The 12,081-nt window shown below is 71.5% G+C and carries 8 protein-coding genes and 1 pseudogene; 4 read left to right on the forward strand and 5 right to left on the reverse strand.

Features of this window, described 5'->3' with window-relative positions:
• Positions 1-219 precede the first annotated feature (219 nt).
• On the forward strand, positions 220-1,536 hold the full coding sequence (locus ACH4S7_RS28605; RefSeq protein WP_398524194.1) for a glycosyltransferase: 1,317 nt from the start codon (positions 220-222) through the stop codon (positions 1,534-1,536).
• A 122-nt stretch (positions 1,537-1,658) separates the two neighbouring features.
• On the forward strand, positions 1,659-2,474 hold the full coding sequence (locus ACH4S7_RS28610) for a polysaccharide deacetylase family protein (protein WP_398524195.1): 816 nt from the start codon (positions 1,659-1,661) through the stop codon (positions 2,472-2,474).
• A 96-nt stretch (positions 2,475-2,570) separates the two neighbouring features.
• Here the strand turns inward: ACH4S7_RS28610 and ACH4S7_RS28615 are convergent, their stop codons facing one another.
• From ACH4S7_RS28615 to ACH4S7_RS28635, 5 genes and pseudogenes are all read right to left on the reverse strand, one after another.
• Positions 2,571-3,602, reverse strand: coding sequence for a hypothetical protein (locus ACH4S7_RS28615; RefSeq protein ID WP_398524196.1), 1,032 nt, complete (start codon positions 3,600-3,602; stop codon positions 2,571-2,573).
• Between the two features lie 87 nt (positions 3,603-3,689).
• On the reverse strand, positions 3,690-4,205 hold the full coding sequence (locus tag ACH4S7_RS28620; protein ID WP_398524197.1) for a hypothetical protein: 516 nt from the start codon (positions 4,203-4,205) through the stop codon (positions 3,690-3,692).
• A 2,446-nt stretch (positions 4,206-6,651) separates the two neighbouring features.
• Positions 6,652-7,975: pseudogene (locus ACH4S7_RS28625) on the reverse strand (lipopolysaccharide biosynthesis protein); the annotation flags it as partial.
• A 115-nt stretch (positions 7,976-8,090) separates the two neighbouring features.
• Positions 8,091-9,284: a DegT/DnrJ/EryC1/StrS family aminotransferase gene (locus tag ACH4S7_RS28630; RefSeq protein ID WP_398524198.1), complete on the reverse strand. Its 1,194-nt coding sequence runs from the start codon at positions 9,282-9,284 to the stop codon at positions 8,091-8,093.
• Between the two features lie 185 nt (positions 9,285-9,469).
• Positions 9,470-10,405 (reverse strand): RNA polymerase sigma factor SigF, encoded by a 936-nt coding sequence (locus tag ACH4S7_RS28635; RefSeq protein WP_398524199.1) that lies wholly within the window; start codon positions 10,403-10,405, stop codon positions 9,470-9,472.
• A 274-nt stretch (positions 10,406-10,679) separates the two neighbouring features.
• Here ACH4S7_RS28635 and ACH4S7_RS28640 point away from each other — a divergent pair, with 274 nt between their 5' ends.
• The gene (locus ACH4S7_RS28640; RefSeq protein WP_398524200.1) at positions 10,680-11,048 is read left to right on the forward strand and encodes an STAS domain-containing protein; all 369 of its coding nucleotides are present in this window, start codon (positions 10,680-10,682) and stop codon (positions 11,046-11,048) included.
• A gap of 186 nt (positions 11,049-11,234) precedes the next feature.
• On the forward strand, positions 11,235-11,726 hold the full coding sequence (locus tag ACH4S7_RS28645; protein ID WP_398524201.1) for an ATP-binding protein: 492 nt from the start codon (positions 11,235-11,237) through the stop codon (positions 11,724-11,726).
• The last annotated feature ends 355 nt before the right edge of the window (positions 11,727-12,081 follow it).

Here is a 12,081-nt window from a genome sequence, read left to right on the forward strand (position 1 = left end):
AGCCGACCGGGGAGAAGACCGGGGAGCCGACCGACAAGCCGATCGGGGAGAAGACCGGGGAGCCGACCGACAAGCCGATCGGGGAGCCGAGTGGGGAGATGACCTGCGACCGGCGCGCGGCACCCGTCCGCCTCGGCCGCCACCCAGCAGCCTCCTGCCCACCCAGCAGCAGCCCCCGGTACCTTCCGGCCCGTACGCCGACACGCGAGGACTCCCCTCATGGAACAGCCAGCGCAGCCAGCGGGGCTCGCGCCCATCCAGGTCGCCCGACTCGACCTGGACGGCCCCGAGGGCGCCGTACTGGACTTCGGCCCGGCACTCGGCGACGCCGACGACCGGGTCGCGGACATCGCGGCCGGTGATGTCTTCACCCTGGTGCGCCTACGCGGCCGGCCGGTCGCCACCGTGCTCTGCCGGATCCCGGCCGGCACGGATCCGGCCGAGGCCGTCGCCGCAGAGGCCCGCGCCCTCCTCGCCGGTACCCCGCCCACCGCCGCGCCCCCGGCGCCCACCGTCGAGGCCCGCGCCCTGCCCCGTACCACCGTGGTCGTCGCGACCCGGGAGCGCGCCGGACAGCTCGCCCGCGCCGTCGACTCCCTCCTCGCCCAGGACCACCCCGACGCCGAGATCGTCGTGGTCGACAACGCGCCCGTCACCGACGCCACCCGGCACCTGATCGGGCACGCGTACGCCGGCCGGGTCCGCTACACCCGCGAACCCGTACCCGGGCTCGCCATCGCCCACAACCGCGGAGTCGCCGTCGCCGACGGCGAGATCGTCGCCTTCACCGACGACGACGTGATCGCCGACCCGCACTGGCTCACCGCGCTCACCGAACCCTTCGCCACCGATCCCCGCCTCGGCTGCACCACCGGACTGATCCTGCCCGCCCGGCTCGGCACCCCCGCGCAGATCCTGCTGGAGAGCCACGGCGGCTTCGCCAAGGGCTTCACCCCCCGCCTCTACGACCCGGCCGCGCCACCCGCCGACGAAGCCCTCTTCCCCTTCACCGCGGGCAGCTTCGGCTCCGGCGCCAATATGGCCTTCCGTACGGAGGTGCTCAAGGCCGTCGGCGGCTTCGACCCCGCCACCGGCACCGGCACCCCCGCCCGGGGCGGCGACGACCTCTATGCCTTCGTCAGCGTGCTCGCCGCGGGCCACCGGCTGCGCTACAGCCCCGAGGCACTGGTCTGGCACCACCATCGGGAGACCTGGCACGACCTCCGGAACCAGGCGTACGGGTACGGCGCCGGGCTCACCGCCTATTTGACCGCCGTGCTGGTCCGCCACCCCGCGCTGCTCCCGTCGTTGATAGGGAAGCTTCCCCACGGCCTGGCCCACGCCCGTACCATCACGGCGCACCGCGCCGGGGGCGACGCGACCGTCCCCGGGACGCACGGGGCACAGAACTATCCATGGCCGCGCCACCTCTCCCGGCTGGAGCGCCGGGGAATGCTGGCGGGGCCCATCGGATACGTGCGGGCCCGCCGCCGCGTCCGTGGCGTACGACCGCCGTGGGACGGCCCTACGGAGTGAGCGGTACGGAGCGGGTCGTACGGAGCGGGTCGTCGTACGGAGCAGACCGCAGAGAGACAAGAGGCACGAGGTGACCGACGGCGTATGAGGTACGAGATGACCGATGGTCCGAGAGGCATGAGATGACCGACGGCGCCGGAGCGAGGACGCCACCCGTACCCGTACTGCTCTATCACGCCGTCATGGACGATCCACCGTCCTGGATAGCGGAGTTCACGGTGCGCCCCCGGGACTTCCTGGCGCATCTCGACGCCATCGTGGCCAGCGGCCGTACGCCTATCACCATCAGCGCGCTCGCCGCCGGACTCGCGGGTGGCGGCGCGCTCCCCGAGCGGCCCGTCGCGCTCACCTTCGACGACGGGTTCGCCGATCTGCCGGGGCCGACGGCGGATGCCCTCGCCGCCCGGTCCCTGCCCGCGACCGCCTATCTGACCACCGGCGCCATCACCCCGGGGCTGCGCAGCCTGCTGCCCCCGGCGCCCATGATGACCCTGACCCAAGTGCCCCGGCTGGAGGGGTACGGCATGGAGATCGGCGCCCATACGGTCACCCACGCCCAGCTCGACACCCTGCCGGCCGGCGCGCTCTGCCGGGAACTGCGCGAGCCCCGCAAGGTGCTGGAGGACGTACTCGGGCACGCGGTGACCCATCTCGCCTACCCGCACGGCTACAACAGCCGGGGGGTGCGCAGGGCCGCGCTCGGCGAGGGGTACGCGTCGGCGGTCGCGGTGCGGCACGCGCTGAGTTCGGGGACCGACGACGCGTATCGGATCTCCCGGCTCATCGTGCGGCGTACGCACACGGCCCTGGACGTCGAGCGGTGGATGGCGGGACGGGGCGCGCCGGTGGCGCCGTTCGGCGACTCGCTGCCGACGATCGGATGGCGGCTCTACCGGCGCACCCGCGCCGCCGTGAAGGGCTCGGTGTTCGCGGGCTGAGCCGCCGTGGTCCGGTGATCGTTGAGTGGGTTGGTCCGGTGATCGTTGTTCGAGCGACCGCCCCGCCCCGCCCCGCCCCGCCCCGGTCGGGTCGGGTCAGGGGCGGATCTGTAGGAAGTACGGGTCCGTCACCGCCGTGCGCAGACTCTGCCAGGAACTCTCCCGGGCCAGGGCGAGATCACAGCCGGGTCCGGGATCGCGCCAGTTCCACTGGAGTGCGGCGTGCACCCCGTCGAGCTTCTTCACCACCCGGGGCACCTCCCGGTACCAGTCGGCCTGCGCCTCGGGCCGGGTGGGATCGTCCGCCGTACCGAACTCCGAGAGCATCAGCGGCTTCTTGTCGGAGATGTTCTCGCGGATCCACCGGTGGGGCTCCCGCTGGGTCCGTTCGAAGCTCTGCCACGGCGTGTCGTGACAGCGGTAGTAGTTGTACTGGTTGTAGCCGATCCAGTCGACGTACTGGTCCCCCGGATACAGCCGGGGGAAGAGATGGTTGTGCCCCGGATAGCCGGTGATGATCCAGGTCCACACGGCGTTGGTCACCCCGAGCGCACGGAACCGGTCGTGGACGTGCCGGTAGGCGGCGACGAACTCCGCGGGGGTGCCAGCGGCCGGCGTACGGGTGTCCATCTCCAGGTCGAAGGAGAGGAAGACCGGCTTGCCGTACGCCTTGACCCGCTTCGCCTGGACGTCGATCACGGTCCGGTCGAGCGCCCCGGACGCGATCCCGCGCCAGGTCGGCTGCTGCGCCTTGGTGCCGCCCCACCACTTGCTCTCCCAGGACAGCAGCAGCATCCGGTCCTTGCCGACGCGCTGCTCCTGCTCGGTCAGCAGGGTGCCCTCGGGGCTGCCCCGGTTGGACATGTCGTGGTACGTGTAGACGATGTCCAGGCTGCGGCCGAGGCGCTTCTCGTAGGCGAGCACCTTCTCCACCAACTGGGGCTTCTCATGCCGGACGTACGCGCCGAACCAGGCCCCGCACGGCGGTACCAGCAGCTTGGTGACCCGACAGCGTGGATCGTCGGGGGGAGGGAGCACTCTCTCAGGGGTGCTGTCGTCGTCGGCGCCGAACGACTTCTGGAGCGCGAACGCCCCCACGAGCAGCAGGACGAGGGCGCCCGCGGACACGGACCACAGCCTCCGTCGATCGCGCCGGCCGTGCCGGGCGGGTGGTACCCCAGGGGTGGGGGGTCGGGGTTCCTCCGTCACAGGGGGTCAGCCTTTCTGGGATGAGCCCTTCCGGGACGGTGCCGCCGTGGCGGCGCACCGTTGCCTGCCGTGGGAGGGCAGTTGGGGACAGCAGGCGGCGAGCATCGTCAGAAGAGTCAGCAGGACCAGTACCCGCGGGCCGCTGAACTCCCGCATCGCGATCAGCGCCGTGGCGACGACGACGACGGCGCTCAGGCTCAGCAGGACGGCGAGGACGAGCCGCTCGATCCGGTCCGAGTCACGGTCGAAGCCGGTGTCGCGGCTCGCGGCGGGTCCCACCGCGCGGTGGCGCTTCAGGGCGGGGCCGCAGACCCGCAGCAGGGCAAGGCCGGGGCCGGCGAGCAGGAACAGGGCGATGGGCGCGACCCGCAGGGGTGTGGCCGCGGGAAGGGCGGTGGCGCCGAGGGCGCACCAGCCGAGGAAGGGGGGCAGCGCCCTGCTGGTGAGGGAGCGACGGGTGGCGCGGAGGTGACTGGTGGTGAGGGAGCGACGGGCCGCGGGAGGGACGGGCCGGAGTTTCATGAGGTCCCTCCCGTGGCAGTGGGGCCGTCGGTGCCGGTGCCGGTGCCGGTGCTGGTGCTGGTGCTGGTGCTGGTGCCGGTGTTGGTGTTGGTGTTGGTCGTTCCCGTGGTGCCGGTGGTGGTGGTTCCCGTGGTGCCGGTGCTGCTGCCGCTGCCGCTGCTGCTATCGGTCGGCTTCAACTGGTAGATCGCGCCCGCGCTGTTCTGCCCCACCCGTACGAAGAGCGGTGACGCCGCCACGGATTCCTCGATCTGCCGGAGCTGGGCGCCGGTGAGCATTCCGTTCATCTCGGAGTTGGCGATCTGCCCCTGGGTGAGCAGGAAGTACGCCTTCCCCGGTGCCACCACCGCCGCCATGTCCCGGGCGATGATCCTGTCCGGGTCCTCCAGGATCCGATCGACGTGGTCCTTGGTGTCGTCGAGGAACCAGTAGTGGTCGATTTTCCAGTACGAAGCGTAGGCGAGCGGGTAGTTCCGATGTGCGGCAACGACGAGAGAGCCCTCGGGTGCCTGGTCGAACAACTGCTGGACCAGCGCGACCTCCTCCGGTGGGAAGTAGCTGAGCCGGTCCTTGCCCGCGTAGCTCGGCACGAACAGAACCGTCAGTACCACCAGCACCACCACCGGCACCACGCCGTGGCGGAACCCCCGCGCCGGCCGGGACTCCCCCGCACCGGCGGGGTCGGCGGCCAGGTCCTGGACAGGGCTCGCCGGCCCGGCGGCCGGGAGCAGCGCGGAGGCGGCGAAGAAGCAGAGGAAGGGCAGCATGAACATCAGCACCCGGAAGATCATTTCGCTGCCGTAGTCGTTGGCGACCGCCATCAGCAGCGGCACCCCGGCGAGCAGCAGCAGCGGCCCGGCGCGGCGACGCAGCGGCTTTCCGCCCCGTACGACTCCGATCAGCGCCAGCAGGAGCACCAGGCCGGACAGCAGCCGGGCGGCCCAGGAGACGACCAGCGCGCCGGTGCCCGTCGGGGTCGCCCCGTACCCGGTCTCCAGATTGTCGGTGACCTTCCCGAAGGAGCTGATCATTTCGGGCACCGCCTCCCGCAGGAAGGGCAGCGACGCCGTCAGGTTCCAGGCGAGGAAGACGATCAACAGGGCGACGAACAGCGGCCAGTCGCGGTAGCGGCGGGTCAGCCAGAGCGCGGCCAGGCTCACGCCGAGCATCACCGGCGTGAGTTGGTGCGCGATGACGATGGCGGCGATCAGCGGCACCAGCAGCGCCGTCCAGAGCAGTTGCCGGGAGCGCGGTCCCGGCGGCGGGCGATCGGCGCGGCGCAGCGCGACGGCGATGACCCCCAGATAGAGCGCGAAGGCCAGCGACTGCGGCGAGAAGTAGTCCTGTCCCACCCAGTTGGCGACGTAGAAGATCCAGACCGCGGTCCAGATCAGCCGTCGGTCCTGGGTGAAGGTGCGGTAGATCAGTAGCAGTGGGGCGAGCAGCAGCAGACTGGAGAACAGCGGCCACCAGGCCATGAAGGCCGCCGCCTGCTCCGCCCCGGTGAGCTCCACCAACGCGGCCTGCGCGGCGAAGAAGCCGGGCCACTGGTCGTAGACGGCCATATCGCCCAGCTCGGGCCCGCGCTGGAGCCGGCCGGCGGTGATCAGATGGTCGATGACCGCGTCGTGCTTCCAGGCCCACGAGTACAGCGGGGTGGGGTAGACGATCGCCTGGGTCGCGCGCTCGATCAGCAGCAGACCCACGGTGTACGCCAACGGCCACCAGCCGCTCCGGCGCGGATCGCGGACGCAGAACCAGAAACCGGCCGTCAGCGTCACCAGCGCCAGCCAGTGGACGACCGGCAGTTCGGTGAGGAGACCGTAGTCGGAGAGCCGGGTGATGTCGGTGGTCGCCAGGGAGACCGCCCACAGGGCCATCGCCAGGGCGAGCGGGACCACCAGCGGCAGCAGTGCGCGCCGCCGCGCGGGGTCGGTGAGGGCGGTCCGCAGCGCGGCGAGCGTCCTGGTCGGCCGGTCGGCGGCACGGTCCAGGGCACGGCCTCCGGCGCCGCCCTCGCCGGCACGCTCCTCGACGTCGCGCCCGCTGTCATGGTCCTCGCCGGCACCGCTTCCGCTGGCACGCCCCTCGCCGTCACGGAGCTTGCCGTGGCCGACCTCACCATCACCTTCCGGACCGTGCCGTCGCCCGGAGGGGGAGCCCTCCGGGGGCGGTACGGGTATCCCGGATCCGGTGGCTGGCTGTCGCACGCTTCTCCCCAGGTGGCTCGGTTCCACGGCGGCGCCGAGCGCGCCGGGCATAGCCAGCTCAGCGCCGGTGCCGCACCGGTCGGAACCAGCGGTATCGGCGGTATCGGCGGTATCGGCGGTGCGGGGCGCGCGATCGAGCCCCATCCGTCCGTTGCTGGGCCCCGTCCGTCCGTTGCTGAGCTCCGCCCGGCCGTTGCTGAGCTTCGCCCGGCCGTTGGTGAGCTTCGCCCGGCCGTTGGTGAGCGCGGCCCGCAGCCCGGGTACGCAGACCGCCGCCACCAGGGTCATCGACCCGAGCACGGCCCAGCCCGCGCCCGCGATCCCGGCCGGGCCGAGCAGGAGTGCCGCGCTGCCCAGCACCAGGGCGCACATCGAGCCCTGGAGGACGGCGAGCACCCCCGTACGCCCCTGGACGCGCAGTACCCCGATGTACAGCTCCACCACGACCCTCGGCAGCGCGGCGGCGGCCAGCAGGCGCAGCACGGTGGTGCCGTTGTCGGCGTACGCGGGCCCGAACGGGGCGAGGATCTGCGGGGCGAAGACCACCAGCACCAGCACGACGGGCACCAGCAGCAGGGTCATCCGCCGCAGCGCCCCGCGCACCCCGGCCGCCAGGGTCTCCGGGCTGTGCGAGGCGTGCGCGGTCAGCGAGGAGGCCATGTTGATGGCCATGAACTCCATCGTGCCGCCGACCGTGTAGGCGATGTAGAAGAAGCCGTTCTGGGCGGCGTCGAACTGGACGGCGACCACCACCGGCAGCAGATTGATCATCGCCAGCGAGAAGAGCGACCCCACCGAGTCACCGGCGAGGAACCGGCCGATCTCCCGCATCGGCGGCGGCACCCGGTCCTGGTCGGCCTCGGTCTGCCGGGGGATGAGCCTGCGGAAGATCAACCAGGCCAGTGGCAGCACGGAGAGCGTCATCGCCGCCGCCCAGGAGACGAAGATGCCGAGTACCGGCAGCAGGGTCGCGAACGCGACGAGCAGCAGCAGCTTCCCGATGGAGAAGACCGCGTTGCCCAGCGGCACCCAGAACGCCTTGCGGAGGCCGGTCAGCACCCCGTCCTGGAGGGTCAGCAGCGCCCAGCCGACACAGGCCGCGATGAAGAGGAGACCGGCCGACGGGCCGTTGAGCGGTGCGTAGGAGGGGCCCCACAGATCGAGGGTGAGGAGGAAGGCCACCGAAGCCAGACAGACCACCACGGAACTGGCCAGATAGGCCCGCCACACCAGCGGTCCGGTGGCCCGCCCGGCGCGGGGCACGTAGCGCACCACGGCGCCGATCATGGTGGTCGCGGTGAGGGAGGCGAGGAGTCGCATGGCGGCGATGGCGGCGGAGCCCTCGCCGACGGCCTGCTCGGAGTAGTAGCGGGCGGCCACCAGCCAGAAGCCGAGCCCCAGGGCGGCGGAGACGCCGGTGGAGAGCATCAGGGCGTAGGCGTTGCGGAACATCGAGCCGCCGTCGTGGGCGTCCTGCCCGGCCGTTCCGGCACCCCCGCCGACCGCATCGGCACCGGGTTCGGGCGCGCCGCTCCCGGAGGTCCCGGCCGGCACCTCCACCCCAGTCGCCTCAGTGACGTCGGTCTTCTCAGCCGCCTCGGCCGGCTCATTCGCCCCGGCCGTTCCGGCGGTCCCGGGCGGTTCCGCCGCGGCGGCCCCGTACAGCCGGGTCGTGTCAGCCACCGGTCCCGCCCGGCGCGGGCGCGGTGCCCGATTCCTTCAGTACGGCGATCACCCGGTCCGCGTTCAGCGGGTCGACGGGCAGCGCGTGTCGGGCGAACCAAGCGGCGGACTCGGGCGCCGGGGAGGGGTCGGTGAAGTCGTCCCCGGCGTAGGTGTCGAGCGGTGGATCGTAGAGGTAGCCGGTGGTGATGCGGTGCCGGGCGAGCGCCGCCCTGGCCGCGTCCCGGTCCTCGACCAGTAACGGAACCCGGAACAGCGGTTGTACGGGGCCGTTCACGGGCGGCGCCCACTCCGTGGCGAGCAGCCGTTCGGTGCCGGTGCGGCAGGCGGCGAGCCGGGGTCCGAGCCGGTTCAGCAGCCGCTCCACGCGCCGGAGCCGGAACCTGCCGGGCCGGTGCCGGTAGTCGTGCATGTCCACGCGTACCCAGGAGTGGAAGTCGTCGAGCGCCGGCGCGGCGGCCATCGCCCGTCGTAACTCATCGGGCCGCAGTGCCATTCGGATGTCCTCGCGCTCCTCAAGGCCGAGCAGCCGCAGGGCGGCGCGGGCCGCTCCGGTGAGCCGCAGTCCCCGCACACCGGCCTCGGCGTGCGGTCGCAGGCCGTACGCGAATTCCGCCGACAGCCGCACCGGCTGGAGGAGTTCGTCCCTGGCCTGCTCCAGTGTCACCCGGAGCCCGGGGTCGGCGACAGTGAGGAATCCGCCCGTCTTGGCGCCGGTGTGCTTGGAGAGGCTGAAGACGGATGCGTCGCCGAAGCTGCCCACCGGCCGGCCGCCCACCTCGCTGCCGATCGCGTGGGCCGCGTCCTCCAGCAGCGGGATGCCCAGCCGGTCGCAGTGCGCCCGCAGATCGGGGGCGGGGTCGGGATTCCCGTACAGATTGGTGGTGAGTACCGCGCCGAGCCCCTGCCAGGTGTCGGCGGGTACGACGGCCACGTCGATGGAGCCGTCCCCGGCGCATAACGGAGCCTGTACGGGGCGGAGGCCGGCGGCGAGCACCACGAAGAAGATCACATCGTCGTTGACCGGCGACATCAGCACCCGGGCGCCGGGCGCGCACCAGTGGCGCAGGGCCACGTACAGCCCGAGCCGACACGACGGCACGTACAGGCACTCCCTGCCCAGTCGGGCCCGCATCAGCTCTTCCAGAGCCGTGTACGCCGATGGACTGCTCTTCCCGGACGCCATATGCGCTCCCCCTGCCGACCCACCCGACTGATCCGCGCCCAATGTGTCCCCGCCCGGAGTTCCCCGTCAATCAGGACCGTCAACCAGGACCGTCAAACATGGCAGTCAAACGTGGCCGTCAAACATGGGCAGGGCCCTTTCCCGGGGGAAAGGGCCCTGATGTCTCCGATTCGGCCAGGCGCGGCTCACTCGTCGAGAGTGAGCCCTTTCCGCAGCCTGACCAGGGTGCGGGAGAGCAGCCGGGACACATGCATCTGGGAGATTCCCAGTTCCTCGCCGATGTCCGACTGGGTCATGTTGGCGACGAAACGGAGGGAGAGGATTTTACGGTCCCGGGGCGTGAGGCTCGCGATCAGCGGCTTCAAGGACTCGATGTACTCGATGCCTTCGAGTCCGTTGTCCTCGTAGCCGATGCGGTGGGCGAGCGCGCCCTCGGAGTCGTCGTCCTCCGGCTGGGCGTCGAGTGAGCTGGCGCTGTAGGCGTTGCTCGCCGCCATGCCCTCGACGACCTCGTCCTCGCCGATGCCCAGATGGACGGCGAGTTCGGGGACGGTGGGGGAGCGGTCCAGCCGCTGGGCCAGCTCGTCGCCGGCCTTCGCGAGGTCGAGCCGCAGCTCCTGTAGCCGGCGCGGCACCCGCACCGACCAACTGGTGTCCCGGAAGAAGCGCTTGATCTCGCCGATGATGGTCGGCATCGCGAAGGTGGGGAACTCGACGCCACGGCTGAGTTCGAAGCGGTCGATCGCCTTGATCAGCCCGATGGTGCCGACCTGGATGATGTCCTCCATCGGCTCGCTGCGGGAGCGGAAGCGGGAGGCGGCGAACTTGACCAGCGCGAGATTGAGTTCCACGAGCGTGTTGCGGACGTACGCGTGCTCGTGGGTGCCCTCGTCGAGGTTTTCGAGGCGGGCGAAGAGCGTCTTCGAGAGGGCTCGCGCGTCCAGCGCCCCGACCGTGTCGCGGTGTGGGATCTCCGGAAGGCCGGCGGGGACCGCGGGAACCGAAAGGCTGTCGGGGTCCTCGGCGTCGCTCTGCGGGAGCGTTTCCGTGGCGGGGGTGGGGGTGGGATGTGTCGACGGCGCGATAGCGGGAACACGCGATTCGTCGAGCCGGGGTGACATGGGTCTCCTCCATCGTTCTCGGCATATGGCTGCCGGTGCCCATACATTGCGCTGCGGTGAGCGGCGCCTCCAAAGCCGGTCGATGTTGGCCGTGTGTTTTTCGGTCACCACCAGCCTTACCCGCTCTCCCCGAGCGGTTGCAAGTGGCAATTGTCTGCAATGACCATTTTGCTGGGGAGTTCCAGTGGAACCGTCCCGGGGATAAGGCGTAGTCTTCGCCGGAAGTCACAGGAAAAGTCACACCGGACGCATGACACGGCGAAGAGGGACGAGCATGGACCGCGCGACGGTCGGCAGCGCCAATCGGGGCCGACTCCAGGTCGAGGTTCGGACCGTGGGGCACAGTGAAGTGGTGCAGCCGGCGGGTGAGTTGGATCACCACACCGCCGACCTGCTGAGCGCGCCTCTGGAGGCCGCGCTGACGCAGGGGCGTTCCCGGCTGGTCGTGGACTGCTCACGGCTGGAGTTCTGTGATTCGACCGGGCTCAACGTGCTGTTGGCCGCCCGGTTGAAGGCGGAGGCGGCCGGGGGAGGCGTCCATCTGGCGGGGATGCTGCCCGTGGTGGCGCGGGTCTTGGAGATCACCGGCGCGGAAGCGGTCTTCACCGTGCACGCGACGGTGGACGAAGCCCTCTCCGGCTGAGTCACACGATGAGCTCGCGCTCTGCTGAGGGCGTAGTGAGTGTTGTCACCTCCCGACAGGGCAGGAGAACTTTCGCGGAGCTCCCGCGAAGTGTGGCCCGTCGGGCACTCTGAGTATGGACAGGGGCGTCGAGGTGCGACGTTGTCATGTATTGGTGAACCGGTGAATCGGTGAGGTGAAGCGCTGATGAGCACCACCCGGCCGCAGCCGCCGGGCGACCTCGGCCCAGAGCCGAAGGGCGTCGTCGGCGTCCCCTCAGGGGCGTCCGGAGGGCCGGTGCGCAGACTTGCCCTGGCCAGCGCCAGCGGCATCGTTCCGCTCGCCCGCGACTTCACTCGCCAGGCACTGTACGACTGGGGCTGGCTCCCGGCCGCCACCGCCGACCGCCGTGCGGCGGCCGAGGACGTCCTGCTGGTCGTCTCCGAGCTGGTGACCAATGCCTGCCTGCACGCCGAGGGCCCCGAGGAGCTGAGAGTGAGCTGCGACGGCAAGGTCCTGCGTCTGGAGGTCACCGACGGGGGCGCCGGCCAGCCCGCGCCCCGCACACCGCACCGCGCCGGCCGGCCGGGCGGGCACGGCATGTTCATCGTGCAGCGGCTCTGCCTGGACTGGGGAGTCGCCAGGGTGGCGGGGGCGCCGGGGAAGACGGTCTGGGCCGAGCTGGCCGCCCCGGCCTGACCGGACACCCCGTCGGCGTCGGGACTTTCCGGGCCTGGGGCGCGAGGGAGCTCACTTCAGCCCGTCCGGCGTTTGAGGACGGACCTTCGCGCTCAAGGCGGCTGGAAGGCCAAGGTCCCTCGGACGAAGCCGCTCGCCCGTGCCCTGCTCCCCGCCGCCTCGGGCGAGCCGGTCAGTCCGGGCGATGCCCAGCTCGCAGCGACCGTCGGCGCGGGGGGCGGGACTCGCTGGTCCGAGTTTCTCGGGGCCTGGGGCGCGGGGGAGCTCACTTCAGCCCGTCCGGCGTTTGAGGACGGACCTTCGCGCTCAAGGCGGCTGGAAGGCCAAGGTCCCTCGGACGAAGCCGCTCGCCCGA

The organism is Streptomyces sp. NPDC020965 (assembly GCF_044333555.1).
Classification (GTDB): Bacteria; Actinomycetota; Actinomycetes; order Streptomycetales; family Streptomycetaceae; genus Streptomyces.